Origin of the sequence: Candidatus Spongiihabitans sp., from assembly GCF_965237845.1 — a bacterium.
In the GTDB taxonomy this organism is placed as follows: domain Bacteria; phylum Pseudomonadota; class Gammaproteobacteria; order Arenicellales; family Poriferihabitantaceae; genus Spongiihabitans.
Genome location: NZ_OZ250154.1, coordinates 1909102 through 1934409, shown reverse-complemented (window position 1 = coordinate 1934409; position 25308 = coordinate 1909102). Strand labels below are relative to the sequence as shown.

Here is a 25308-nt window from a genome sequence, read left to right as displayed (position 1 = left end):
TTGGAACCCGTCCGACCGTCGCCCGACCGTCCGAGCACCCCTTCAACCGCCCAACCGCCCCTCAACCGTCCGAGCGCTCGGCGTTTTGCTCGGCGTTGCGGTCGGTATCGCATAGGATGGTGATCCTCGGGCCGAAATAACTGACCAGCAGCACCCGATCCAAATCGCGGTCGCGCCGAAACCAGTAACGTGACAGAAACCGCAAACTATTGGCCTCGGCGTAGGCGTAGCCCTGATAGACCCCTAGCGGCAAAACCGGCGCGCCGAAATAATCCTCGGCTTGCGCGGCGTCCAATTCGCCATATGGCTGCGCCGACGTGAAAAAACTGAAGCGCAAACGCAGTTTATGCGGACTGCCGTGACCGACTGTGTCGTTATCGACCGTGCTGTGATCGACTGCGCCGTGATCAACTGCGCCGTGATCGATCAAGAAACCGACATGGTGCTCACGATCGGGATTGATGTTATCGCCAAAGACATGGCAAACGCCCGCGTAGACCGAGGGCAGAGTGGCAAGTTCCAAACCCTCGCCACGCTCAAAACGCGCCCAGATGCGCTGCTGCCGCGCGCCGCAAAAATCATGGCACACATTGGTCGGCAGACCGACGCCATCGGCAATCGCGCCGTTCACCGCCATCGTCAATAACCATGTCAGACTGATATGCTTTTTCATTCTTTTGATGATTTCAAGCGCCTCGGCGGCGCGCGGAGGATAACACCTTGCGGGGGGTTGAGGCGATGGCGTGTACAAGTCCACCCCCTTTGGCGCTTGGGTTGATTTTGGATGAGGAAGTTTACAGGAGATTGCAGTCTGAGGCTATGATGAGGCAGGACGGTGTTGTCATCAATCAGCCAGTTGGCCAGTTTGCGGTTAAAGCCGGTCAGGTCATGGAATAGTTCATCCTCGTGGCAGTCGACGAACTGCTCTTGGATGGTGCGGTCGAGCGCTCGGCATGGGCGTTCATTTTGTTCGTATCATCCCTGATACGAATCCGCTTCGCGGACTACGCGCCATTTCGCTTCCGGCGAAATGGTGGGCGAGCGGTGATAAGCCCGCCAGTGGGTCATGCCGCGCACCGGGTTGTATTTGGCGGTGCGCTTGCAGCCTTCCACTTCGGCGATCACATCGGTGGCATAGAGGGCATCGTACAAACTGCCCCTGCGCGCATTGGCGGCGTTGAGGGCATAGCGCGCGTTGTCCACCGGCGCAACCAACTGCGGCCCGGCGATGACCGCGACCTCGTCGTTAACGCCGTCGGTTCGCGTCGAAAAATCACCGCCAGCGGGTAGCAAGCAACCGATCTCGGCGAGGAAACTTTTATACGCCGTCATCTCCGGCCGCCCCGGATGAGCCAAGTGTCAAGCGTTTATTTTCTTCTGCAACCAATCGCGTTTTTCCAGCAAGGCGCGGTTCTTGCCCCCCCAAGTCCGCGACAATCCCCGCCGCCTCAACCCCGCTGCCCGGGGTGATTTCCTTGGCGATTAAATCATGCAGGGCGCGGTTGATGCTTAGGCCGCTTAGTTGGATTCTTTTGGGCATAGGCAATTCTTAATCTCCTCGTCTTCCGCTGTCGCGATTTCCCACTCTTGGTTTTTTAGGAAATAACGAATGTTGCCCTTCGAGTCGTCCTTCCATGCTTTTGCGATCTCCTTCGGTGAAGGGCCATCATCAGGATCCGATCTGTTCACTGTCGCCAAGAGGATATCGGCGCCGTCATAATACTTTTTATTCCCTATCTTGGGCCACGAGATGTCGAGGATTCCACCTTTATCAATAATCGGCTCCTTCTCGCAAGCATACAATGATTGTTGATACGCTGGTCTCGACCTCACCACCTGAGACCATTCACAAATGATGTCGGATTTCTGCGGTAGATTGGGGGTAACAATCATTCCAACACATCCCCAAGAAGCGGATAACGGACCTGCGGGTGTCTTTTTTGATTGCTCAGCAGCCCAAAGCGCTTCCGCTTCGCTGACCAAATCATCAGTTGATTGGGCTTTTTGGACGCAAGGAATTGCCAGCCCCCATCCCATTTTGTCTGAATCCCGATCAGAGAAAACCATTGTGTAAGTATCGCCTCGGCTATCTGATTTTCTCCCATAGCGAATTGGCGCTTTAACCCGTTCTCGATCACATAGCCGCAACCGTTCATTACGCCATTTTTGGCGATGGCATTTTCCATCCCAGACCAGAGATCCGATAGCGAGTATCGCAACGCGAAGATTCATATTGTTGGTTTCCTTTAGATGTATGTTGATGTAGAAAAATGCAATTTTATGGACTAAAACTTGTCGCATTTGCCATATGAAATACTAATCGAGTCACTATTTCCGACAACATAATTTTCGCAAAATACCCGCCGGCGCGACAACCAAAGGTATATGAGCTTATACACAGCAAACCTGTTGAATGTGGAAAATACAACCACAAGGCGAAAACACCAACCATTATTTTTGGGGCTGGCGTAGATAACTGGAAATTTGAGTTATTCCAGTCGGATGAGAAAAAGTCGATTAAGTTGGTCTAAGCAAGTCAAATTGGCGGTGCGTTTTGGCAAGCTGATGAGGGGGCTTATTGCAGCGTTTCGAAAATAGCGGTATCAAGATTGGCGATGCAATTCGCGCTTTGTTTTATCACCGTCTGATGGTAGGCGACTTTTGGCATTTCAGAGGCGAAATAAAATTTTGCGGTTTCAATTTTTGCTCGGTAAAACGGATCGCCGCCGTTATCAAGATTGATAAAATCCATGGCAACGCTTGCCGCTCTTGCCAGTTGCCAGCCGCACATTACCGTGCCCCAAAGCCGAAGATAGGGGTCGGCAATGGCGGCCGCCTGCTTCATATTAACGCCGGCAATATCACCGCCAGAAAGATCACCGCGGGCCATTTTCATGATCGTCGTCATGCTTTGTTCCACTGCATTCAGACCTTCGATTACCTGCTCACGCATTGAACTCAACGCAGATTGGTGTACGGTTTCCATTTCCTTGCGAATGTGTTCAAGGACTGTGCGCGCCATATCACCTTGGTCGCGCAGCAGTTTTCTGCCAACCAGGTCCAATGCCTGAATGCCGTTGGTGCCTTCATAAATAGGTGTAATCCGTTGATCACGATAATGCTGCGCCGCCCCGGTTTGTTCGATGAATCCCATTCCGCCGTGTACTTGCAAGGCGATGGATACATTCTCAAGTCCCATTTCCGTCATGTAGCCTTTGGCGATTGGAGTGAGCATTTCAACCATGGCCTGGTTAAATGTTCGCGCCGCCGGGTCGGGGTGTTTAAGACTCTTGTCGAAAGATGCGCCCAATACCAGCCCCAGTGAGCGCAACGCTTCAATCCGGCACTTCTGCAGCATCAACATGCGCTTGATGTCCGGATGATTGATGATGGTAACGCGCTGCCCGTTCGGATTCTCAATCGCGGCGCCCTGGACGCGCTCGTTGGCGAAGCGCACAGATTGTTGGTAGGCGCGCTCGGCCACGCCATTGCCTTCGACGCCGATGGCAAGCCGGGCGATATTCATCATGGTGAACATGTATTTCATGCCGTGGTTTTCTTGCCCGACCAAATATCCCACCGCGCCGTTTTTTCCAGGCCCGCCTTTTTCACGATGGTTGCCAGCACCGTAAGCCAGCACCGCCGTGGGGCTGCCATGAATCCCCAATTTGTGTTCCAAGGAAACGGTTTCGATATCATTACGCACGCTCCATTGGCGGTTTTCATCGGGCAGGAACTTAGGCACAATAAACAGCGATATTCCCTTAACCCCTGCGGGCGCATCCGGCAGGCGCGCCAGCACTAAATGGATGATGTTTTCGGTTAAATCATGATCGCCATAGGTAATAAAAATTTTCTGACCGCTTATCAGGTAGTGATCGCCATTGGCTATGGCCTGGGTTTTTACTGCGGCCAGATCTGAGCCGGCGTCGGGCTCGGTCAAATTCATGGTGCCGGACCAGATGCCGGAAATCATATTATCCATGAAGGTGTCTTTTTGCTGAGCGGAGCCGTGCAGATCAATGGCTTTGATGGCGCCCTGGGTCAGTAATGTGCATAACGAGAAAGCCATATTCGATGCATGCCAAATTTCCTGGACTGCGGTTGCCACCAGCCAGGGCAAGCCTTGACCACCACGCTCCGGCGAGAACGGCAGCCCGTTCCAACCGCCTTCAATGAATGTGGCATAGGCTTCTTTCCACCCGGGCGCGGTTTGCACCTGGCCATCCATCAATTTAACCCCGTGAATATCGCCGCTTCGGTTTATCGGCGCGAGAATTTCCTCGCCGATTTTTGCGGCTTCGCGCAATATGGCTTCCACTAGGTCTGCGGTTGCGTCCGCATTGCCGGGCAGGGCGGCAACGCCTTTGAGGTCGGCTAAATGTACGGTTGAAAACAATAAATCCCGGGTCGGCGCTTTGTAGATCATGTTGATTTTCTCAGGTTAATTTTCTCAGGTTAATTTTCTCATGTTGCTTGGTCTAATTTGATTTTTGTTGGCTGAATTGTCGCGCATGGTTTCCAATTTCACTTCGCACCCCTTATATTTTAAAGGAACGAGCACGAGCTTGAATTAAACACCAAACTTAAACAAAACCTACACTCGGCACCACGTTCAAAGAATAACTAAACGAGGTGTGCCTGGATACGTTCGGCTACTGCCTCCATTTCATCCAGCGTATTGGTGATGTCTTGTTGTTTTTGAAGCAATTCCTGGCGATGGGTTTCGATGATTGCCAGCACGTATTTCAGTTGTGCCGCTTCATTGGGCTGGGTGTCGTACAGCGCCATAGTGGTTTTGATTTCAGCCAGCGAAAACCCTAATCGCTTACCCCGCAATATCAATTTTAAGCGCACTAAATCTCTTTCACGATAGACACGTTTGCCATTTGTCCTTTCCGGGCTAAGCAAACCTTCTGATTCATAGAAGCGAATGGTGCGGAGGGTCAAATCAAGGTGTTTTGACAGATCAGAAATGGTATAAGTGGACTGTGCATTCATACCGATTTGGGGCATACCAATTTGAGGCGCATAGCTGTTGAGCAGGCAAAATTAAATTGATGTTTACGTAAACGTAATGTAAGTTGCAAAACTAACAGAATCCAACTTCGGAAGCGAGAATTATTTTGGGCAAGACTATTTTAAGCCGGGCCGACCCATTGCCAGCAAAGGCGATATCAAATATTCGCTTTGTCACCGCAGCCAGTTTATTCGATGGGCATGATGCGGCAATCAATATCATGCGTCGAATTCTGCAGGCATCGGGTGTCGAAGTTATTCATCTTGGGCACAATCGCTCGGTTGCCGAAGTGGTGAATGCCGCATTGCAGGAAGATGTGCACGGTATCGCACTGAGTTCGTATCAGGGCGGGCATGTCGAATATCTCAAGTACATGATGGATATGCTGCGTCAAAATGGCGGAGACAAAATCCGCGTATTTGCCGGCGGCGGCGGTGTCATTGTCGCGCAAGAAAAAGCGATTCTGGAAGAATACGGCGTGACTCGCATCTATGCCCCGGAAGATGGTCAGGCGCTGGGGCTCAGCGGCATGATTGAAAACGCCATCGCCTTGAGTCAATTCGATACCGCAGTGGACGCGCCACAAATCCTGCAACCGTTAGTCAATGGCGACCGCAGAGCGTTGTCTCAGGTTTTATCTGCGCTTGAGAATGGCGCTGCAACCAGTGAATTGCCCAGTGAATTGCCCAGTGAATTAGCGCGGCGGATTGCACACTACAACCATCATTCAGCAGACAAAATTCCTGTGCTTGGAATCACCGGCACTGGCGGCGCCGGTAAATCGTCATTAACCGACGAATTGATACTGCGGTTTCGACTGGGCTTTGACGATGGGTTAAAAATCGCAATCATTGCGGTTGACCCAACTCGCCGCAGAACTGGCGGCGCATTACTGGGTGATCGAATTCGCATGAATGCAATCAATCACGATAATATTTATATGCGCTCGGTGGCGACTCGCGGTAGCAATACCGAATTACCGGAGTATGTGTCGGACATGATCGGCGCCTGCAAGGTTACCGGATTCGACTTGATTATCGTGGAGACGCCTGGAATCGGGCAGGGCAATGCCGGTATTTCGTCTCTGGTTGACTGCTCGTTATACGTGATGACCCCGGAATTCGGCGCCCAATCTCAGCTTGAAAAAATAGACATGCTGGATTTTGCTGATGTCGTTGCGATTAACAAGTTCGATCGAAAAGGCGCCGCGGATGCCTATCGCGATGTGTGCAAGCAAGTGCAGCGCAATCGCGGGGCTTTTTCCGCCAATCCAATGGAGATGCCGGTTTTCGGCACCATTGCGGCACGCTTCAACGACGATGGATTGACCGCTTTGTATCAGGAAATATTGTCGCAATTCGATGACGGCGGATGGTCTTTTCTAAGCAATGAAATGCCCAATAAATCGGCCAATAAATCAGTCAGTAAAGCATCCAATAGATTGCCCGTGGTTACGACGCGATATTCAACCGATCAGCATAAAATTATTCCGGAGAAGAGCATCCGTTATCTGGCGGAAATCTCGGAAACTGTTCGTGACTATAAAATTCTGGCACTAAGCGAATCGCAAAAAGCCAGAGAAATACAACAATTGGAATCGTCGCTGTCCATGCTGGTCGATTCCGGCCATACCGATAATCAATCTTTGGAATTATTGGTCGCGGAGAAAAAATCAATGCTTGGTCCAGAGAGCGCAGCACAACTCACGGCCTGGCAGCAGCTAAAACAAGACTACGCCAACGACGAGTTGGTAGTGGTTATTCGGGATAGGGAAATAGCAACCCGATTAAAATTTGAAACGCTTTCGGGAACAAAAGTTTCGAAGGTTGCCTTGCCCGGCTATGCCGATCATGGGGAGCGCTTGAAATGGCTGATGCTGGATAATCTGCCGGGGCGATTTCCATTTACCGCCGGGGTTTTTCCATTTAAGCGCAGCAACGAAGATCCTACCCGAATGTTTGCCGGTGAAGGTGATGCCTTTAAGACCAATCAACGGTTTCGAAAACTGTCGGAATATTCCGAAGCAAAACGCCTTTCGACGGCGTTTGATTCGGTAACCCTGTACGGATGCGACCCTGACGAACGCCCGGATATTTATGGCAAGGTCGGCAATTCCGGCGTGTCCATCGCCACTGTGGATGACCTTAAAGCCTTGTATGAAGGATTTGATTTATGCTGTCCGACGACTTCGGTTTCGATGACAATCAATGGACCGGCGCCGATAATTTTAGCCATGTTTTTGAATGTTGCCATCGATCAACAGGTCGCGGCGTTTACCGCCAATCAAGGCACAATACCGAATGCCGAGCAAGCGGCGGAAATTCGAAGCGCTGCGCTAGCCAAGGTTCGCGGCACCGTGCAGGCCGACATTCTCAAGGAAGACCAGGGCCAAAACACCTGCATATTCTCCACTGAATTTGCGTTGAAATTGATGGGCGATATTCAGGCATATTTCACAGACAACCAGATTCGCAATTTTTATTCGGTATCCATATCGGGCTATCACATCGCCGAAGCCGGCGCAAATCCGATATCCCAACTGGCATTTACGCTGGCCAATGGATTCACCTATGTAGAAGCCTATTTGGCCAGAGGAATGCACATCGATGATTTTGCCGGCAATTTATCGTTTTTCTTTAGTAACGGCATGTGTTCCGAATATACCGTGATGGGCCGTGTTGCCAGAAGAATCTGGGCGGTTGCGATGCGCGATCGTTATGGCGCCAATGAACGCTCGCAGAAATTAAAATATCACATTCAAACCTCAGGCCGATCCCTGCATGCGCAGGAAATGGATTTCAACGATATACGTACAAGTTTGCAAGCGTTAATTGCAATCTATGACAATTGTAATAGTTTGCATACCAATGCTTTTGATGAGGCGATTACCACGCCGACAGATGAATCGGTGCGTCGGGCGATGGCGATACAATTAATCATCAATAACGAATGGGGTTTGGCGATGAATGAGAACCCTAATCAGGGGAGTTTTATTATTGATGAACTGACTGAGTTATTGGAAGAAGCCGTGCTTACGGAATTTGAACGAATTTCTGAACGCGGAGGGGTGCTGGGGGCAATGGAAACCGGTTACCAACGCGGCAAGATACAAGACCAGTCGATAGCCTACGAGCAGCGCAAACATGACGGCAGTTTGCCCATCATTGGGGTCAATACGTTTCTTAATGCCAATCGGGCCAATCCAGTTGAAGTGGCAGGGCGCATGGCGCTATCTCGTTCCACCGAGCAGGAAAAGCAAAGCCAGATCAAAAGATTGCGCTCGTTTCAGCAGAAAAATCGTGCGCACTGTGATGATGCGCTAACCCGGGTTAAACACGCTGCGATCAATAACGAAAATATTTTTACGCAATTGATGGTTGCGGTTCGGCACTGTTCTCTTGGTCAGATTTCGGAGGCATTGTACGAAGTTGGCGGCCAATATCGTCGCAATATGTAGAGACCTGAAATTTTAAGCGCCCGAATAAAAAATGGACATAAAGGCAGTCGGTGTGATCGGTGCGGGTACCATGGGAAATGGCATCGCACAGGTATTTGCCGCATCTGGTTTTAATGTAATGCTGGTGGACGTCGATCACGAATCTCTTGAACGGGGTGCGCGGAGCATCGAGAGCAGTCTGGAGCGGCTGCTCAAAAAAGAAAAAATCAGTGCCGATGAAAAATCATCTGCATTACTCAAAATTTCAACCACAACGGATATCAATATCCTTAGCCAAGCTGATTTTGTAATAGAAGCGGTGGTTGAAAATTTTGAGGTCAAGGCCGGGATTTTCAACCAACTGGATTCGCTGTGTAAGTCTGGCGCCGTGCTGGCCTCCAATACTTCATCAATTTCACTTACCCGTATCGCTGCGCAAACAAATCGCCCGGATAAAGTCATCGGCATGCATTTCATGAACCCGGTTCCAGTAATGCAGTTAATCGAGATCATACGGGCAATGCAAACCAGCGATCAAACCTGTCAGCTGGCAGAGTCTGTTTCTCACAGGTTGGGAAAAACGCCAGTCGTCGCAAATGACAGCCCGGGTTTTGTGTCCAACCGCATCCTGATTCCAATGATCAACGAAGCCATTTTTGCATTGCATGAGGGCGTCGCCACAGCGCAAGCGATAGATGAAATAATGAAATTGGGCATGAACCATCCGATTGGCCCTCTGGCGTTGGCGGATTTAATTGGCCTGGATGTTTGCCTTTCGGTATTGGAGGTTTTACAAGACGGTATGGGCGATCCGAAATTCCGACCCTGCCCGTTGTTGAAAAAGATGGTTGATGCCAATCACTTGGGGCGAAAAACCGGAAAAGGATTTTATGAATACCGCTGAGTCTGGATGGCGCTAACAAATAGGCAACGCAGTTGATAATGCTGGAACGGGGAAACTCATTCGAACAAATTCGTGACCGATTCAGATGGGATATTCCTGAATACTACAATATCGGCGTTGATGTGTGTGATCGTTGGGCCGATACCTACCCTGACCAGGTTGCGATTATTCATGACCATGGCGATTACCAGGAACAATTCACCTACCAGCAGTTAAGGGCACGATCAAATCAACTGGCCAATCTGTTAACCAGTCTGGGTGTCAGTCGGGGCGATCGAGTTGGGATTCTGCTGCCTCAAAACCCATATACTGCAATTTCCCATATCGCTGTGTATAAGCTGGCCGCTATTGTGGTGCCTTTGTTCACGCTGTTTGGAAGGGATGCGTTGCAGTTTCGTCTTGCCGACTGCGCCGCAAAAATCGTTATCACCGATGCTCAGGGGGCGCACAGGCTATCCGAAATTTTCGACCAGTTGCCGGATTTGCAAAGCGTTCTTTGTATTGAAGGCACTCAGTGCGATGCCATTGATTTAGCCAAAGAAATAGAACAGCATAGCGAGGATTATCGAGCGTACAATACTCGAGCAGATGATCCCGCATTAATTGTTTACACCTCAGGGACGACCGGAAACCCAAAAGGGGCGCTGCATGCTCACCGCACTTTACTGGGGCATCTTCCTGGTGTGGAGATGAGCCACGACTTATTTCCGCACCCGGGCGATAAAATTTGGACCCCGGCTGACTGGGCCTGGATTGGCGGATTGATGGATGTGTTAATGCCGGCCTTGCACCACGGCGTTGCTGTTGTCTCCCGCCGTTTTAAGAAGTTCACCGGCGAAGCCGCGTTTGCCTTAATCAATAAACATGCAATACGTAATGCTTTTTTGCCGCCCACAGCATTAAGGATGATGCGCACAGTCAGCAAGGCGCAAAGTCATGTCGCAAAGCCGATGCGAACTATCGCCAGTGGTGGTGAAACGCTCGGAGCCGAGCTATTGGCGTGGGGACGTGAAATATTTGGCTTGACCATCAATGAGTTTTATGGACAGACCGAGTGCAATATGATTGTGTCGAGCTGCGGATCGCTTTTTCCGCCAGTTCCCGGGGTAATGGGATTGCCGGCGCCGGGGCACGATGTTCAGGTGATTTCGGCGACAGGAGAAGCTGTTGCGCTCGGAGAAATTGGCAGCATCGCGGTGCGCGCGCCTGACCCGGTTATGTTTTTAGGATACTGGAATAATGCAGAAAAAACGCAGGAGAAATTTATTGGAGAATGGATGTTGACCGGCGATAAGGGGATTGCCCAAAAAAATGGCGCGATAAAGTTTGTGGCGCGCGATGATGATGTGATTACCTCGTCGGGATATCGTATTGGACCGGGGGAGATTGAAGATTGTCTGATAGGCCATCCCGCGGTACAGATGGCGGCTGTTATCGGCAAGCCGGATCCGATGCGGACAGAAATTGTCAAGGCATTTGTAAAACTGAATGATAATTACAAACAATCCGAGCAATTAATTGGTGAGCTTCAGCAATGGGTAAAGGTGCGTCTGTCGGCGCATGAATATCCTCGTGAAATACAATTCGTTGAATCTTTGCCACAAACGACCACAGGAAAGATAATTCGCCGATTGCTCAGGGAGTCTGCCTGAGGTAATGTCAAGTTCGGACTGCCGACCCATTATCCGTTGGAGCCGTTGCCGAGGTTCGTTTCCGTTTTGAAATATAGTATCAATAATGATACTATACGGGTATGGCTACCATCAAAGGCATGCTTGATCAAATGAAACGGAACCCTAAAAGTATTCGTTTCAATGATTTATGCAAGGTCTGCGACCATTTCTTCGGGGAGCCTAGGTAGTCGAGGTCCAGCCACAAGGTTTACAAAACGCCATGGCAAGGTGACCCTCGAGTAAATATTCAAAACTCCAAAGGCAAAGCCAAACCTTATCAGGTAGGGCAAGTGCTACAAGCGATTGAGCGTTTGGAGGCTCAAGATGACTAAAAACCACGATCGTTATACATACCGCTTAATCTGGTCTGAACAAGATCAGGAGCATGTCGGCCTATGCGCTGAGTTTCCAAGCCTGAGCTGGCTTGATAAAACGCCTGAGAAGGCATTGGCGGGTATCAGAAAATTAGTTAAAGGATGTTTAGATGATATGATCAAAAATAGAGAGAATGCGCCTGAGCCAATTGCGATTAAAAGTTACAGCGGTAAATTTATGGTGCGCGTACCACCGGAAACTCACCGCATGCTTTCAATACAAGCCGCTGAGTCAGGTATTAGTTTAAACCGGCTGGTATCAAGTAAATTAAACTAATCTACGCATGCTCAGTTAGTCCGGTCAGGATTTACAGTACAATGTTATTTCGGATATCCGCCCGGATATTGCACCAAGGCGGACCGAATCTGTTATGGGTTGAAGTATCTAAATTGTTTATCTGATTCAGGCAACTATGAGTTTGTTACAGAATGAATGCAAAAACACATAATTCTCTTGCTTGGTTAGCCTTGGGTTTATCATTGACCGCAATGGCCTGGAAATGGCCTGGATAGTTTATGACATCACCTTGCGATACCGTATGCTGGTTGATGATGATTAGGTGTTGCACTTTGGGGAGAGTTCAATTGCGTAGCAGGTCAACCAGACATTATCTCTTGATGCGGCGATCAAGGTGCATTTATTTGATGTTCAACCCGCAGCCGCAAAAGTTGTGCAACCTAAAGTTATCAACGCACCAAAAACCCAGATGAAACTGAAACTAACCGGGTTGGTTTCTGCCTCATCGACAGAATTTGGTTACGCCATGATTGAAGTTAAGCGATGCGAAACCAGTGTGGTCGGCGTAGGTCAGAAAATTGGAAAGACCAGTGCCAAACTGCATGCCATCCAAGGCGGTCACATTTTAATTGACTACCGCGGCAAAATAGAAAAACTTCAACTCGAGCGAGAAATTCTGGGATTTGCCGATACCAATGCGCTATCGACAGAGACTATAAAACAATTAAATCTTAGTGTAGTAGAACTTGCGACGCTAACCCAGATAGTGGGACGCGATGCCAAAGCCGACGACGAAAATTTCCTCGAAGCGGAACAAGTGCAATAGTTTTTCTAGCCGCTTCAAGAGCTTTCGATTAGACTAAATTGGATTTGCTCAATTCAAGGTTCGCATGGTGTTTCCCCGACTTGATTCTTTACAATGAAATCGCTGTTGCGAAATTTTCTTTGTAGCGGGATTCGATATCGCTTTTGCTTGGTTGATGATTCTGGGTTCCGGTCTGTTCAATTTTAATGCCTCCCATTACCGATGCCAGCTGACCGGTAGATTGCCAATCCCACTGGTTAGCCACACCGTATAGCAATCCAGATCTAAAAGCGTCGCCGCAACCTGTGGGGTCTTTAATCCCGGATATCTTAATTGGGGCGATATGAATTTGGGTGTCGTTCGCATAAATGTCACAGCCGTCTCCTCCACGGGTAACGATTAGAGCCTCAACTTGCCTTGCGATTTGCGCCAGGCTTTTGCCGGTTTTATCGATCAGCATTTCCGATTCATAGTCGTTGACAACCACATAGTTCGATTGCTCAATAAACCGATTGAGCTGGTCGCCATCAAACATGGGCAAGCCCTGGCCGGGATCAAAGAAAAACGGAATGTTGGCGTCCGCAAATTGCGCGGCATGCTCAATCATGGCATCGCGACCGTCTGGAGCGACTATGCCAATGTCGATATTCGTGGCCTCGCTAATTTTATTTTCGTGGGCATGATTCATCGCCCCTGGGTGAAATGCAGTAATCTGATTATCGTCGGTATCCGTAGTAATGAATGCCTGGGCGGTATAGGTATTCGGGATTTCTTTTACATGGCGGTAGTCGAGGCCAATTTTTTCCAGCCAATTACGGTAGGGAGCGAAATCCTGACCGACTGTGCCCATCGGAACCGGCTCGCCGCCAAGCAGGTGCAGATTATATGAGATATTGCCGGAGCAGCCGCCGAATTCCTTGCGCATGTCGGGCACCAAAAAGCACACATTGAGGATGTGTAGCTGTTCGGGAAGAATGTGGTTTTTAAATTGATCCCGAAACACCATAATGGTGTCATATGCGAACGAACCAGTGATTAAAGTGGACACAAAACCGCGCCGTGAAAAAATTAATAGAAATGAGTTATTGTTTACAGGGAATGATTTTGCGGGTTATTTTGGCAGTCGGCTATTTTGACAACGCGCACAAATTCCGTAGAGTGTAAGGGAGTGGTCCTGTAAGGAAAAGCCATGATCCTCGGCAACTTTTTCCTGCAACGATTCGATTCGCCTGTCAACGAATTCGGTAACCTTGCCACACTGGTCGCAAATCATATGATCGTGATGGTCTTCGTCGTTGAGTTCAAACACAGATCGATCGCCTTCAAAGTGATGCCGAATGACCAGACCGGCATCTTCAAACTGGGTAAGCACACGATATACCGTGGCCAGTCCCACTGAATCTTCCTCGTTGAGCAATTCCTTATAGACATCCTCGGCCGAGAGATGGCGTATTTTACTGTTCTCAAGTATGGATAACACCCGCAGTCGGGGCAGGGTGGTTTTTAATCCTGCTTGCTTAAGATCGGCGCTGTCCACTATCGGCTATTGTAACGAGAGATTGATGTGTCAATTATACCTCAAACAAGCCATTTGATTCGTGTTCTGTTGCTTCGTTGATTCATGTAAAACAGGACCGCAAAGAAAGACGGCAAAGCATCAGGCAGAATTACAGCCAAGAGCGCCCCCGTTTCTTATTATCCTTTACAAATTTCAGGTAGATCGCCGGACAGACCCATGGCGTATTTGGCAAATTGTGCTTTTAGCGGAGGCATCCGGTCGGCTACATTCAAGCCCAGGCGCCTAGCGGTTTTTATGGGCTCCTGATCGTGCCCAAATACCGTTTTGAAACCTTTCATCATGCCTAACACCAGCGCATTTTCTCCTTTGCGCCAGCGTTCATAGCGGCGCAGCACAGAGTGGTTTGAGATGTTTTGCCCTTTAGTGCGAGCAGTGTTCACAACTTCCGCCAAGGCAGCCGCATCCATAAATCCGATGTTGGCGCCGAGTCCGGCCAGCGGATGAGTGATGTGGGCGGCATCCCCTGCCAGTGCGGTGTATTTGGAAATATAGTGCGCGGCATGATACTGGCGCAATGGAAAACGAAATCGTTCATCACATTCAAGTACGCGCCCCAGATGTTGATCGAAATAGCTGGACAATACCGTGCAAAACGCATCATCGGATAAATCCATGAGGCGGTCGGCGCAATCCATTCCACCGGCTCGGTCACAGGACCAGACGATGGAACATCTGCCGTCTTGTAACGGCAACATGGCTACCGGACCGGTGGGCAGAAAACTTTGCCACGCGGTTTTTTGATGGTTTTTCTCAGTTGTGACACGGGTCACAATGGCATCCTGCTCATAATCGAAGGAAGCCGTATCAATGTCGCATAGTTCTCGGACTTTTGACTGCGCGCCATCGGCACCGACCAATAATCCGCATTCAAGCGATTTGTTGTCTGCTGTGACTAATACTAATTTATCTTTATGGATTTGCCTTTGCGATAAAGAAGTGCTCTCCATGATGGACGCATTGTAGTTTTGGCGCAGTTTCTCAATCAAGGCGCTGACCATGACACTGTTTTCGATGATAAATCCCAGTTGGGGTTGACCTAAGGCTTGGGCATCGAAGGAAATGGCTGCATCGCCACCCTGCTCCCAGACGTGCATGGCGTGATAGCGACTCACTCGTTTATCCAGCATGGCTTGCCATACCTCCAACTCCCGAAAAATATTCATTGATGCGATGTTAACTGCGCTGACCCGTGAATCGCCCGGTGGACAAATTGTGTCAGCTTGCCAATCCGGGACGGACTTGCTGTCAAGCAATCCGACCCGCAAACCTTGCTTGGCAAATAAGCAGGCTGCGGTGGCGCCGACCATCCCGGCGCCGGCGACAACAACGTCAAATGTGGCATCGCATGTCGTATCAGATGGCGCACCGGATTTCTTTGGCATCCTGGATTTCCCGGTAATCTATTCGCTTAATGGGATGCCCAAAGCCAGCTTCGATTGCCTTCCGGCAAGCCCCATAGTGCGTTTCAATAAGAATCGTTTGGCCGGCGGGCAATGCTCGATCGTGTTGAGGCCAAGATTTCGGATAAACCCCAAAGTTTTTGAATCGTTGGAAAAAACCGCTATTAAACCGTGGGTCAATTTATTCACCATTTCGGTATCGCGCTTGCGCGACCGAGTGTAGGCATTGATCATCGATTCATCGCCCAGGCCAGAATTTTCCCGGTGCGAATTTTCCGGGTCCGAATCCGGCAGATTAAAGATAATTTCGGCCAGTTCGGCGACATCCCGCAATCCCAGATTAAACCCTTGCCCGGCCACCGGATGTACGGTATGGGCGGCATTGCCGATAATGATAACTCGTCCGCTGGCTGGGTCCGGCAATGTCAAGCGTTTGAGCGGGTAATGATTGCGCGGTGATGGATTGCTAAAATTTCCGGCACGATCACCGAATGTATCTTGCAACGATGCGGCAAATTCATCATCAGATAAAGACATCCGCGATGCCACATTATCCCGGCGGGTCGTCCACACTAAAGCATATCGGCACTTGGCATCACCCATATCCTCAATCGTGCTATGCGGCAGCAGCGCCAGTGGCCCCTCGTCGGTAAAGCGTTCGTAGGCGCGTCCATTGTGGGGTCGGTCGGTGGTCACGATACTTAAAACAGCGGATTGTGCGTAGTCGGTGGCCCTCGCTTTGTGATGAAATTGCGCATCGTGATTCAATTGCTGACCAAGAGATGATCGACCGCCATCGGCCACAACCACCAACTTTGATTTGATGCGCTTGGTTTTTCCTTCATGGATAATTTCCACTGAGCAAAAGTCACGCTGTTGCCGCAGATTTTGTGCGTAAGCAGGGCAGGCAATGCGGGTGTTTTTATCCTTTTCCAATTGCGCCCACAGAACTTTTCCAATCACCTTGATGGGCACCACGTAACCCAATGCATTGATCTTGGTATTATTGATTCGGGCATCTTTATGGGATAGATGAGTTTGACCAAAATGACCTCGATTTGATATGTGAATATCCAAAATAGGCTGCGCCTGGATAGCCTGGATATTTTTCCAAATACCCATTGCGCTGAAAATTAGTTTTGCACTGTGAGTCAGCGCCACGGTGCGTTCGTCGTCATTGGATTGGTGGGCCGATTGATCGTCAGATTGAGGATTGACAGATTCAACAAGCAGTACATTCCTGCCGGTGGGCTTGAGGGCGACCGCGAGACTGGCACCCACCAGACCACCGCCGATGATGATGATATCCGCTTTACCATCCAGTCCGTGGGCGTGGTTTCCGGGATTGCTTTCCGTTGTCATTTTCTCGCCATCAATTCTTCTATCTCATTGATTTCTTTAGGAACATCTTTGGTAAGCACTTCGTTTCCCTGGCGCGTGACATGCACATCGTCCTCGATGCGTATGCCGATATTGTGCCACTTGGGATCGATATCGTTGGCCGCTGAAATATACAGTCCAGGCTCAACAGTCAATACCATGCCCTGTTCCAGAATACGCCATTGTTCGTCAATTTTGTAATCGCCTACGTCATGCACATCCATCCCCAACCAATGCCCGGTTCGATGCATATAAAACGGCTGATAGGCTTGGGTTTCGATGAGTTCGTTAATTTCTCCATCCAACAGTCCAATATCAACCAGGCCCTCGGTCAGCACTTGTACTGCCGCTGTATGATACTCAACCACACGGTTGTTGGGTTTAACTTCATTGAGCGCCGCTTTTTGCGCGGCCAGAACAATTTCGTACAGCGCTTTTTGCTCACCGCTGTATTTTCCATTGACCGGAAAAGTTCGAGTGATGTCTGCGGCATAGCAATCGACCTCTGCGCCCGCATCAATAAGTAATAAGTCGCCATCATGCAATTCGCAACTATTCTCCAGATAATGAAGAATACAAGCGTTGGCGCCGCCAGCAACGATAGACGGGTAGGCATTGTATTTGCTGCCGCCCAGACGAAACTCACATTCCATTTCCGCCTGTACCTGATATTCAAATTTCCCCGGCTGAGTGAATTGCATGGCGCGTCTGTGCGCTGCTGCGGATAGCTTTGCTGCGCTGCGCATGATCTTGATTTCGTCTTTTTTCTTGATGATGCGCATTTCATGGAGGATATGACGAACATCGACATACTCGCCCGGTGCGCGGGCGCCGCAACGGCGTTTACGCCGAACCGTGTTGATGCAGTCCAATAATTCACTGTCGAATTCAGGATAGCGCCCCATCATGGTGTAAACCTTGTCGCGATTGTCGAGTAATTCCGGAAGCTTTTGCTGCAGTTGGTCGATAGGAAATGCCTGGTCCGCGCCATAGTCGGAAACCGCGCCTTCAAGCCCGGCACGACGACCATCCCATTGCTCCTTGGCCGCATCTTTTTCCCGACAAAACAATAAAAATTCCCCTGCCTTTCCACCGGGAATAAAAACAGCTACCGCTTCGGGCTCGGAAAAATGAGTGAGATAATAAAAATCGCTGTCCGGGCGAAATTGAAAAAGCACATCGCCGTTACGCATTTGATGGCGCGCAGTGGTCAAGATGGCAATGCCATCGCCGATAAAGTGCATCAGGTCCTGGCGACGACGTTGGTAAGCATCAGCGGTCATGGCGGCCGTCGGCAATTAAGGAATTAAGCATGGTGTATGATTTACTTTGATTTGTATGGGTATTGTAAACCAGAGCGTAAAATTTTCTCATCATTTAATATTAATGAATCTGTCAAATTGACCGAAAAAGTTGATATATTTAGTAAAATATCAATCCAAAAGCATATCCGACAATAAACAGCTTTTTAGAAATATCAACGAAATATCGATTGGCGGTTATAAAAATGACGGAAGACACCCTGCAAAAATTAGAGCAACGTGTAGCAGACATGATCAAATTGGTCGAAGATATGGGGCGTGAAAATGAAATACTGCGAACCGACCAGCAAATGCTGCGCCAGGAATTTAAGTCGCTACAGGAAAAAAATAAAATCGCCAGGGGTCGCGTGGAGCAAATTGTTTCGAGACTAAAATCACTGGAACCCTGAGTTCGAGTTCATAAAAATATTAATAAAAACATCATAAGAATTATCACACACCAGAATTCATCTCGACTCAATGACTATGCCAAAACAGGAACAGCAGCAAAGCGTAAAACAAAGCGTGAAAGTGAGCATAATGCAGCGGGAATTTACCGTGGCATGCGGTAATGAAGAAACCGAAGGATTAGTCGAAGCCGCGGCATATCTCGATAAACAAATGCGCGCGGTTGCCAAAGGCAGTCAGATTCTGACCATCGATCGCTGTGCAATCATGGCCGGTTTAAACATCACCCATTCATTGCTGCAAATTCAAAAGGCCGTTGGTGCGCAAGAAAATGTGGATTCCAGACTGCAATCGCTGCATGACCAGATTGACAAGGCCGTGACTGATAGTCAGCAGGTTGTGTCCTGAATCCCATAATATCTGAATTAGGTATCTGAATTGAGGCTTCGAATCGGGGGAATACAAATATGTGCAGGAGCGGCGATTACATTGACGGTTTTCGTATAATCTGACCCGCCAATATTAAATCGGTTCCACAACAGGTTGTGGTCGTGTTAGACTTGAAGCGGGTATTGCCTGTGGTGTTCGAGTTGTCTCCGAAACCCTCAGAACCTAATCTATCAATTCGGGTGCTGTTATGAATGACGGGTGTGTATGACCTCAGCGTTTAGCTGGCGCGAATCCCGAAGTTATTCTTTGCGCCCACTTTGGACCATTTCGGTTCAAGGCAAGTGAGCATACGGCACTTGCGGGTAATACCTGTTTTTCTTATTTTTAGGGCTCGTTCAATTTTCCACCCGCCTCCTGGATAAATACGCCTGAACGATCTTGTGCCAGAACAATATCAGAATAATACCAGAGCAATAGCGTGCAATAGCGTGAGCAATAATAGTCATAAAGCTGTGCTCAGAAATGCCATGCGCGATAAACGCAGATCACTCAGTCCCGACCAGCAAGCCGTGGCGGCTAGCGGACTATTAGCTCAGTTGCAATCAGTCGCCGCGTTTTTGGCGGCTACGAAAATCGCCCTGTATTTAACCAATGATGGTGAAATTAATCCCATGGACGTTATGAAATGGTGTTGGCGGAATTCAAAACAAACGTACCTTCCGATTGTTGTTCAGGAAGAAAAAAATACACTGTTGTTCGCAAACGTGAATGAACAAACCGAATATGTGGAAAACCGATTCAGCATCAGGGAGCCGGTAGTCGAACAGAATCAAATTATTCAAGCACAGAGTTTGGACCTGGCGCTAATGCCGTTGGTGGCATTTGATCAAAATGGCAATCGGATCGGCATGGGATGTGGTTTTTATGACACGACTTTCGCCTTCTTAAAAGAAAAATCAACCGACAAACCTCACCATAACCCTCGCCTGATCGGAATCGCCCACGAAATTCAGAAGGTGGACGATATTGCCGTAGATTACTGGGACATTCCGCTGACTACTGTTGTAACTGATAAAAACATATATACTTTAGACGCGCCCTAATCCATAAAAATCAGGCAATGAAAACCCTGGTTATCGGAGATGTGGTAATTGACGTTGACCAATCCACAGGAAATGCCCGTTCCATTAAGAGTGAGTGCGAACAATCCTAATCCAGGCAAGGTAAAAAATTTATTATTTGAAAAATTATGAAATACTGGTTAATGAAAAATGAACCTGATGCCTTTTCCATTGATGACTTAGCCACGGTTAAAATCGAGCCTTGGGACGGGATTCGGAATTACCAGGCCAGAAATTTTATGAGAGATGATATGTCGATTGGTGATAAAGCGTTCTTTTACCATTCGAGTTGCAAAGTGCCCGGTATTGTCGGCCTTATGGAAATTGCCAGTGAAGCCTATGCCGACCACACTGCATTTGATCCGAACGAGCATTACTATGATCCTAAAAGCAAGCCGGACAATCCAACCTGGATCATGGTCGATGTCAAGTTTATTTCCAAATTGGATAACCCCATTGCCTTGCAGGCACTAAGGCAATATCCTCAATTATCGGGTATGCGCCTGTTGCAAAAAGGCAATCGACTATCGATCACCCCGGTTGAGAAAAAGCATTGGGATTTTATTTACGCACTATAGGTAAGGCCGACGCATTGTTATTTCTCTGTTGTCAATTTATCATGCATCCACTCTTAAACAGGTTTGTTTAATGAAATCGCTTAAAAAACTTAGTCTGGCTGTATCAATTCCAGTCTTATCAATTATTGGTGCAAGCATTTTCTGCTTGCCTGCTTATGCCACTGAAACTGGAAACAAAAACATGATAAAAATGACTACTTCCCTTGGTGTCATCGACATCGAACTGTATCCCGAACAGGCCCCGGAAACGGTAAAAAACTTTATTCGCTATGTACAGAGCGGTCACTTTGATGGGTTGATATTTCATCGGGTAATTCCTGGGTTTATGATTCAGGGCGGTGGATTTACCCCGGATATGAATCAACGAAACACCCAGCCACCCATCGTAAACGAAGCGGACAATGGGCTGAAAAATACCGTTGGCACATTATCTATGGCCAGAACCTCGGTGCCGGATTCTGCCACCTCGCAATTTTTTATCAATCTGGTGGATAACGCATTTCTCGATTTCACCGCTAAAACTCAACAAGGATGGGGATATGCGGTATTTGCCAAAGTCATCAATGGGTTGGATGTTGTAAAGCAAATCGGCGGTGTTGCAACTGGAAATGTTGGCGGACATGGCGACGTGCCGCTAGAGGCCATAGTGATAAAAAAGGCTGAGGTCATTTCAGAATAATGCAGTCAGGTTTTGTTTAAAATCTGAAGCAATCGGGCGGAGATACGATGGGGTTGGCGATGTGGTTTTAGCATGGAGCAAGCTGTCGGCATTTTTGCTGTCACCGTTGTTACTGACGCTGATATTGTTTTTGTTGGCATTGATCTCGATGATTCTCGGCGGTAAAAAGTCATCGATATTTTGTCTGCTGGCGGGCGTGATTATTTTGGTTGTAACTTCCTCACCGATGGTTGCAAGCCAATTGGCGGCATCGCTGGAGAATCAATATCCGCCAAAGCCAATCGAAAGCTCCCCCAATGCCAAGGTGATAGTGGTGCTTGGTGGCGTTATCCGAATGCCAGTCAAACCTCGATTAGAAGTGGAATTAGTGGAAAGCTCTGATCGTATATTGCATGCTTTTCGATTGTTCCAGGCCGGCAAGGCGCCCACCATATTCATATCAGCAGGAAATATCTTAAAGATAGACGATCGGGAATCTGAAGCATTTTATATTTCCCGGTTGCTTGTGGAATGGGGCATCCCCGAAAATGCGATTGCGAAAGCAGGTTATTCCCGGTCCACCCGAGAAAATGCGATGGAAACTCATGCCTATCTTGATGACAGTAAATTGCTCGATGAACCTGTGTTGTTGGTCACTTCCGCAATTCATATGCCAAGGGCCGTGAAAACCTTTGAGAAAATCGGCATCAATGTCATCCCAAGCACCACCGATATAATTGCGGCAGGCGCCCTCGTTCCGGACTTTATAAATTGGCTTCCGTCTTTGGGTGCGCTCAATATTTTTACTAAAGCATGGCATGAATACCTGGGTCTCTGGGCATATCGTCTAAGAGGTTGGGTTTAGATTTAAGGGCTCGGTTTTGACCTGAAAGAATTTGAAGCCGAAAGAAGGGGCTGTTTTGTGTTATAGTCCCCTTGTTTAATCAACCTGTTGGCTATGGTAGCCAAGCAGCAGTTCCAGTTCTGGTATACGTCGTACTAGTCGTACTAGCCTAATTCTATCTACTGTGCCGGTGATGAGTGCCTGATTCTGGCCGCTCGCTGGGTTTTGCTTGCCGATGGCGGCTTTTTTAGTGATTCCCGCAACGCATATTTAACAGGAGAACAGCACATGGGCTGAATAAAGACCGCGTTCGTTGGCAATGATGTCAGCGCTTTGATTCAGGGTCCATACTCAAATAATGAAAAGTGGAGAAAAAAATGGTATCGAGTAACGGAGCAGATGAAGCTGCTTTAGAAAGATCGTATTCAGTTGCGCCGCCAGTGGATGTAGCCATTGCCGAGGGGTTGCTGAGGGAAGCAAAACAGATTATGGAACAACTGGGTGTGGTCTTCTTTCTTCGGCAAGGCACATGCCTTGGCGCAATCAGGGACAAAGGTATTATTCCGTGGGATGATGACTTGGATCTTGGATCAATAATCGGACTGCATGGGGTCACGGAAAAGACCATAGATACGGTTGTCTCAACCTTTAGGGACGAGGGGTATTTTGCCAGGATTGAACGCAACGACCACTATATAAACGTGTCGATGATGAAGTCCTCAACGAGGATAGACTGGGCCTGCTACAGGATCGTTGACCACAGCATAGTCCACTACCCTGGGGTGCGTATTCCTGCCAGGCTTTTTACCCGATTGAAGGAAATAGACTTTATTGGCGCGAAGTTTCTGGTCCCCAATCCGCCCGAAGAATACTTGCGTCACAAGTATGGTGCAACGTGGATGACACCAAAGAAAGTGGGGTTTGAGAAAGACGTTTTGGATTTAGTTGCGGATGGTCCCTACCTGGCAGCCGGGGCAGACCGGGACGTTTCCTCAAAAAACATCGGTTGCAGTAGGGGCGGCGGCAAGCTAAGGGTCCTTGATTATGAGAGTAAACCTATTTTTGGCGCCGAGGTCAGGGTTGCCGGGGTAGGCCGTTCCAGGACCAATAAGCTTGGCTACACGAAGTTAAATCTGCCTGGCGATGACTGGTACGCGCTCGTTATCAAGTATGACAGCCACGAGGAAGTGCTCTATCAGGAGAATCTGACTCAAGACCAAACCTACATTTACAGAGCGGATCCATCGGCAGTTTCTGGCCGGCTCTGTGTCTTGTCCACGGAGTGAGATGCCATGATTTTAATGCCAAATACCAGTCCGTGGGGAAGCCGGATAAAAACGGAAACGGATCGATGATACGAGTGTATGCAGACATGGTGGCCGATCTGTTTCATTATGGGCATGTTGAGTTTCTGAGGCAGGTCAGCAGCCTGGGGGACTATGTCTTGGTGGGAATTAATTCTGATGATGTGGCAAAGGTTCATAAGCGCAGACCGATACAGACGATGGAACAGCGTATCGTGGCGGTTGCTGCCTGTCGGTATGTGGACCAGGTGATTCCCAATGCGCCGTGGGTATTCGACCCCACGTGGATAGAGAAGTACGACATCGATCTAGTGGTACATGGTGACGACTATTCCGATGAGCAACGACGGCGTATCTACAAGGCTCCCATTGAGATGGGCATATTCCGAACGGTCGATTATACAAAAGATGTTTCAACCACGGATATTATTCGTCGGTGCAAAGAGTCACCGCCTGAAAAATACTGTTGATTTGATTCGACCGGATCGGGTTAATATTCAAGGCAAAGTGTCGGATGATTTTGTTATGAATCGCAAATTATTTATTAAAACTTTTGGCTGCCAGATGAATGAATATGATTCGTCAAGAATGGCGGATTTATTGTGTTCCAGCCATGGATGTGAAACTACGGCGGATCCTGCTCAGGCGGATATTGTGTTGTTGAATACCTGTTCGGTGCGTGAGAAGGCTCAGGAAAAAGTTTTCTCTCTGCTCGGACGTTGGCGGGAAATTAAAGCGAAAAACAAAAACCTGGTGATTGGCGTGGGTGGTTGCGTGGCCAGTCAGGAAGGTGAGATGATTTTGAAACGCGCACCTTATGTGGATATGATTTTTGGCCCGCAAACCCTGCATCGACTTCCGGCAATGCTCAATCAAGTCATAGAAAAACGCCAACAAGCCGTGGATATTTCTTTTCCGGAAATCGAAAAGTTTGATTGTCTGCCGCCGCCGAGTGTGGAAGGGGTCAAAGCATTTGTTTCGATCATGGAAGGATGCAGCAAATACTGTTCGTTCTGTGTGGTGCCGTACACACGGGGGACGGAATTCAGTCGTCCATTCGATGATGTGATTACCGAAGTTTACGGATTGGCGCAACAAGGTGTTCGGGAAATTACTTTACTGGGGCAAAATGTAAATGGCTATCGCGGCCACGATGGCAGAGGCGGCGATGACGGAATCATGGAGTTTGCAGAATTACTGCATTATGTTGCTGCGGTGGAGGGTATTGATCGATTGCGTTACACCACTTCCCACCCCATAGATTTTACCGACCAGTTGGTTGAAGCATATGCGGAAATTCCCGAGTTGGCAGGCCATTTACATTTACCGGTGCAAAGCGGGTCGAATCGAATTCTTGAACTGATGAAACGCGGCTACACAGCAGAGGATTATCTGCAATGGATCGATAAACTAAAAGTTGCACGTCCGGGCATTTCCGTGTCGTCGGATTTTATTATTGGCTTTCCCGGTGAAACGGATATGGATTTTCAGGCCACAATGGATTTAATCTCAGCCATTAAATTTGATCAAAGTTTCAGCTTTATTTACAGTCGGCGACCGGGAACACCGGCGGCGGAACTGGAAGATGACGTCAGCATGGAGGTAAAAAAACAGAGACTGTCGGCCTTGCAATCCAGGATTATTAACTTAGTTTCTTTTTTCAGTCATGAAATGATCGGTACTGAACAAATTATTCTTGTCGAGGGTCCGTCAAGAAAAGATCCAAAGCAAATGTCGGGTCGCACTGAAAATAATCGGGTTGTGAATTTTGATGGAGACCCAACAATTATTGGAGATTTTGTTAATGTCATGATCACCGAAGCATTGCCCAACTCCCTGCGCGGAAGATTGCTTTCGGTTAATGAAAAACAGGTCGCTTAAAGCTTGCATTAAAT

At 48.5% G+C, this 25308-nt stretch carries 24 protein-coding genes, 1 other RNA gene and 3 pseudogenes; 16 read left to right on the top strand and 12 right to left on the bottom strand.

Translation table 11 applies throughout. The features are described from left to right. Positions 1 to 61 precede the first annotated feature (61 nt). The 7 genes and pseudogenes from ACPXXB_RS09230 to ACPXXB_RS09200 form a co-directional block, all read right to left on the bottom strand. Positions 62 to 673 (bottom strand): hypothetical protein, encoded by a 612-nt coding sequence (locus ACPXXB_RS09230; protein WP_423906867.1) that lies wholly within the window; start codon positions 671 to 673, stop codon positions 62 to 64. Positions 674 to 744: 71 nt separating this feature from the next. Beyond that, positions 745 to 968: pseudogene (locus ACPXXB_RS09225) on the bottom strand (transposase); the annotation flags it as partial. 7 nt (positions 969 to 975) lie between these two features. Beyond that, complete coding sequence (locus tag ACPXXB_RS09220) at positions 976 to 1332, bottom strand: hypothetical protein (protein ID WP_423906865.1); 357 nt, start codon at positions 1330 to 1332, stop codon at positions 976 to 978. After that, positions 1319 to 1540, bottom strand: coding sequence for a hypothetical protein (locus ACPXXB_RS09215; RefSeq protein WP_423906863.1), 222 nt, complete (start codon positions 1538 to 1540; stop codon positions 1319 to 1321). Before ACPXXB_RS09215 ends, ACPXXB_RS09220 begins: the two co-directional genes overlap by 14 nt. After that, positions 1519 to 2232 carry a hypothetical protein gene (locus ACPXXB_RS09210; protein ID WP_423906861.1) on the bottom strand — a complete coding sequence of 238 codons (714 nt, stop codon included), beginning with the start codon at positions 2230 to 2232 and terminating at the stop codon, positions 1519 to 1521. Before ACPXXB_RS09210 ends, ACPXXB_RS09215 begins: the two co-directional genes overlap by 22 nt. Positions 2233 to 2575: 343 nt before the next feature. Further along, the gene (locus ACPXXB_RS09205; RefSeq protein ID WP_423906859.1) at positions 2576 to 4429 is read right to left on the bottom strand and encodes an acyl-CoA dehydrogenase; all 1854 of its coding nucleotides are present in this window, start codon (positions 4427 to 4429) and stop codon (positions 2576 to 2578) included. 197 nt (positions 4430 to 4626) lie between these two features. Beyond that, a complete protein-coding gene (locus ACPXXB_RS09200) occupies positions 4627 to 5001 on the bottom strand; it encodes a MerR family transcriptional regulator (protein ID WP_423906857.1) in 375 nt (124 codons plus the stop codon). Between the two features lie 125 nt (positions 5002 to 5126). On the opposite strand from ACPXXB_RS09200, the gene icmF reads away from it, so the two are divergent. The 6 genes and pseudogenes from icmF to ACPXXB_RS09170 all read left to right on the top strand — a co-directional run. After that, positions 5127 to 8477, top strand: a complete 3351-nt coding sequence (icmF, locus tag ACPXXB_RS09195) for a fused isobutyryl-CoA mutase/GTPase IcmF (RefSeq protein ID WP_423906856.1) — start codon at positions 5127 to 5129, stop codon at positions 8475 to 8477. 31 nt (positions 8478 to 8508) lie between these two features. Next, positions 8509 to 9360, top strand: a complete 852-nt coding sequence (locus ACPXXB_RS09190) for a 3-hydroxybutyryl-CoA dehydrogenase (protein WP_423906854.1) — start codon at positions 8509 to 8511, stop codon at positions 9358 to 9360. A gap of 38 nt (positions 9361 to 9398) precedes the next feature. Beyond that, entirely contained in the window at positions 9399 to 11012 is a 1614-nt protein-coding gene (locus ACPXXB_RS09185; RefSeq protein WP_423906852.1) for an acyl-CoA synthetase, read from the top strand. Positions 11013 to 11113: 101 nt separating this feature from the next. Then, positions 11114 to 11365: pseudogene (locus ACPXXB_RS09180) on the top strand (toxin HicA). Continuing rightward, on the top strand, positions 11358 to 11684 hold the full coding sequence (locus ACPXXB_RS09175; RefSeq protein ID WP_423906850.1) for a type II toxin-antitoxin system HicB family antitoxin: 327 nt from the start codon (positions 11358 to 11360) through the stop codon (positions 11682 to 11684). Before ACPXXB_RS09180 ends, ACPXXB_RS09175 begins: the two are co-directional and overlap by 8 nt. A gap of 334 nt (positions 11685 to 12018) precedes the next feature. Next, a pseudogene (locus ACPXXB_RS09170) lies at positions 12019 to 12471 on the top strand (type II secretion system protein N); the annotation flags it as partial. 88 nt (positions 12472 to 12559) lie between these two features. Here the strand turns inward: ACPXXB_RS09170 and ACPXXB_RS09165 are convergent. The 5 genes from ACPXXB_RS09165 to pepP form a co-directional block, all read right to left on the bottom strand. Next, the gene (locus ACPXXB_RS09165; protein ID WP_423906848.1) at positions 12560 to 13498 is read right to left on the bottom strand and encodes a carbohydrate kinase family protein; all 939 of its coding nucleotides are present in this window, start codon (positions 13496 to 13498) and stop codon (positions 12560 to 12562) included. Between the two features lie 63 nt (positions 13499 to 13561). Further along, positions 13562 to 13990, bottom strand: a complete 429-nt coding sequence (gene fur, locus ACPXXB_RS09160; protein ID WP_423911087.1) for a ferric iron uptake transcriptional regulator — start codon at positions 13988 to 13990, stop codon at positions 13562 to 13564. Between the two features lie 155 nt (positions 13991 to 14145). Continuing rightward, on the bottom strand, positions 14146 to 15411 hold the full coding sequence (locus tag ACPXXB_RS09155; protein WP_423906846.1) for a UbiH/UbiF/VisC/COQ6 family ubiquinone biosynthesis hydroxylase: 1266 nt from the start codon (positions 15409 to 15411) through the stop codon (positions 14146 to 14148). 18 nt (positions 15412 to 15429) lie between these two features. Beyond that, positions 15430 to 16791, bottom strand: coding sequence for an FAD-dependent monooxygenase (locus tag ACPXXB_RS09150; protein WP_423906845.1), 1362 nt, complete (start codon positions 16789 to 16791; stop codon positions 15430 to 15432). Continuing rightward, on the bottom strand, positions 16788 to 18092 hold the full coding sequence (gene pepP, locus ACPXXB_RS09145) for a Xaa-Pro aminopeptidase (RefSeq protein WP_423906843.1): 1305 nt from the start codon (positions 18090 to 18092) through the stop codon (positions 16788 to 16790). The genes ACPXXB_RS09150 and pepP overlap by 4 nt, the downstream gene beginning before the upstream one ends. Before the next feature lie 224 nt (positions 18093 to 18316). Here pepP and ACPXXB_RS09140 point away from each other — a divergent pair, with 224 nt between their 5' ends. The 10 genes from ACPXXB_RS09140 (at position 18317) to miaB (ending at position 25294) form a co-directional block, all read left to right on the top strand. Further along, on the top strand, positions 18317 to 18520 hold the full coding sequence (locus ACPXXB_RS09140) for a hypothetical protein (protein WP_423906842.1): 204 nt from the start codon (positions 18317 to 18319) through the stop codon (positions 18518 to 18520). A 70-nt stretch (positions 18521 to 18590) separates the two neighbouring features. Further along, the gene (locus ACPXXB_RS09135; protein WP_423906840.1) at positions 18591 to 18926 is read left to right on the top strand and encodes a cell division protein ZapA; all 336 of its coding nucleotides are present in this window, start codon (positions 18591 to 18593) and stop codon (positions 18924 to 18926) included. Positions 18927 to 19088: 162 nt separating this feature from the next. Beyond that, positions 19089 to 19277, top strand: a non-coding RNA gene (ssrS, locus tag ACPXXB_RS09130) — 6S RNA. A 119-nt stretch (positions 19278 to 19396) separates the two neighbouring features. Then, positions 19397 to 20011: a 5-formyltetrahydrofolate cyclo-ligase gene (locus tag ACPXXB_RS09125; RefSeq protein WP_423906838.1), complete on the top strand. Its 615-nt coding sequence runs from the start codon at positions 19397 to 19399 to the stop codon at positions 20009 to 20011. Positions 20012 to 20157: 146 nt separating this feature from the next. After that, on the top strand, positions 20158 to 20607 hold the full coding sequence (locus ACPXXB_RS09120; RefSeq protein WP_423906836.1) for an EVE domain-containing protein: 450 nt from the start codon (positions 20158 to 20160) through the stop codon (positions 20605 to 20607). Between the two features lie 181 nt (positions 20608 to 20788). Continuing rightward, positions 20789 to 21286 carry a peptidylprolyl isomerase gene (locus ACPXXB_RS09115; protein ID WP_423906834.1) on the top strand — a complete coding sequence of 166 codons (498 nt, stop codon included), beginning with the start codon at positions 20789 to 20791 and terminating at the stop codon, positions 21284 to 21286. Between the two features lie 61 nt (positions 21287 to 21347). Further along, the gene (locus ACPXXB_RS09110; RefSeq protein WP_423906832.1) at positions 21348 to 22130 is read left to right on the top strand and encodes a YdcF family protein; all 783 of its coding nucleotides are present in this window, start codon (positions 21348 to 21350) and stop codon (positions 22128 to 22130) included. A 356-nt stretch (positions 22131 to 22486) separates the two neighbouring features. Beyond that, positions 22487 to 23395, top strand: coding sequence for a LicD family protein (locus ACPXXB_RS09105; RefSeq protein ID WP_423906831.1), 909 nt, complete (start codon positions 22487 to 22489; stop codon positions 23393 to 23395). A gap of 65 nt (positions 23396 to 23460) precedes the next feature. Beyond that, on the top strand, positions 23461 to 23883 hold the full coding sequence (locus tag ACPXXB_RS09100; RefSeq protein WP_423906829.1) for an adenylyltransferase/cytidyltransferase family protein: 423 nt from the start codon (positions 23461 to 23463) through the stop codon (positions 23881 to 23883). 55 nt (positions 23884 to 23938) lie between these two features. Continuing rightward, a complete protein-coding gene (miaB, locus tag ACPXXB_RS09095) occupies positions 23939 to 25294 on the top strand; it encodes a tRNA (N6-isopentenyl adenosine(37)-C2)-methylthiotransferase MiaB (protein ID WP_423911085.1) in 1356 nt (451 codons plus the stop codon). Positions 25295 to 25308: the final 14 nt, after the last annotated feature.

Excerpts from the sequence above, each read along its gene's own strand:
- ACPXXB_RS09140 (WP_423906842.1), top strand. The coding sequence starts at position 18,317 with ATGACGGAAGACACCCTGCAAAAATTAGAGCAACGTGTAGCAGACATG.
- ACPXXB_RS09190 (WP_423906854.1), top strand. The coding sequence starts at position 8,509 with ATGGACATAAAGGCAGTCGGTGTGATCGGTGCGGGTACCATGGGAAAT.
- ACPXXB_RS09185 (WP_423906852.1), top strand. The coding sequence starts at position 9,399 with ATGCTGGAACGGGGAAACTCATTCGAACAAATTCGTGACCGATTCAGA.
- ACPXXB_RS09210 (WP_423906861.1), bottom strand. The coding sequence starts at position 2,232 with ATGAATCTTCGCGTTGCGATACTCGCTATCGGATCTCTGGTCTGGGAT.
- ACPXXB_RS09200 (WP_423906857.1), bottom strand. The coding sequence starts at position 5,001 with ATGAATGCACAGTCCACTTATACCATTTCTGATCTGTCAAAACACCTT.
- ACPXXB_RS09135 (WP_423906840.1), top strand. The coding sequence starts at position 18,591 with ATGACTATGCCAAAACAGGAACAGCAGCAAAGCGTAAAACAAAGCGTG.
- ACPXXB_RS09175 (WP_423906850.1), top strand. The coding sequence starts at position 11,358 with ATGACTAAAAACCACGATCGTTATACATACCGCTTAATCTGGTCTGAA.
- ACPXXB_RS09205 (WP_423906859.1), bottom strand. The coding sequence starts at position 4,429 with ATGATCTACAAAGCGCCGACCCGGGATTTATTGTTTTCAACCGTACAT.
- ACPXXB_RS09115 (WP_423906834.1), top strand. The coding sequence starts at position 20,789 with ATGATAAAAATGACTACTTCCCTTGGTGTCATCGACATCGAACTGTAT.
- ACPXXB_RS09105 (WP_423906831.1), top strand. The coding sequence starts at position 22,487 with ATGGTATCGAGTAACGGAGCAGATGAAGCTGCTTTAGAAAGATCGTAT.
- ACPXXB_RS09100 (WP_423906829.1), top strand. The coding sequence starts at position 23,461 with ATGATACGAGTGTATGCAGACATGGTGGCCGATCTGTTTCATTATGGG.
- ACPXXB_RS09230 (WP_423906867.1), bottom strand. The coding sequence starts at position 673 with ATGAAAAAGCATATCAGTCTGACATGGTTATTGACGATGGCGGTGAAC.
- ACPXXB_RS09155 (WP_423906846.1), bottom strand. The coding sequence starts at position 15,411 with ATGCCAAAGAAATCCGGTGCGCCATCTGATACGACATGCGATGCCACA.
- ACPXXB_RS09220 (WP_423906865.1), bottom strand. The coding sequence starts at position 1,332 with ATGACGGCGTATAAAAGTTTCCTCGCCGAGATCGGTTGCTTGCTACCC.
- ACPXXB_RS09150 (WP_423906845.1), bottom strand. The coding sequence starts at position 16,791 with ATGACAACGGAAAGCAATCCCGGAAACCACGCCCACGGACTGGATGGT.
- miaB (WP_423911085.1), top strand. The coding sequence starts at position 23,939 with ATGAATCGCAAATTATTTATTAAAACTTTTGGCTGCCAGATGAATGAA.
- ACPXXB_RS09120 (WP_423906836.1), top strand. The coding sequence starts at position 20,158 with ATGAAATACTGGTTAATGAAAAATGAACCTGATGCCTTTTCCATTGAT.
- ACPXXB_RS09215 (WP_423906863.1), bottom strand. The coding sequence starts at position 1,540 with ATGCCCAAAAGAATCCAACTAAGCGGCCTAAGCATCAACCGCGCCCTG.
- pepP (WP_423906843.1), bottom strand. The coding sequence starts at position 18,092 with ATGACCGCTGATGCTTACCAACGTCGTCGCCAGGACCTGATGCACTTT.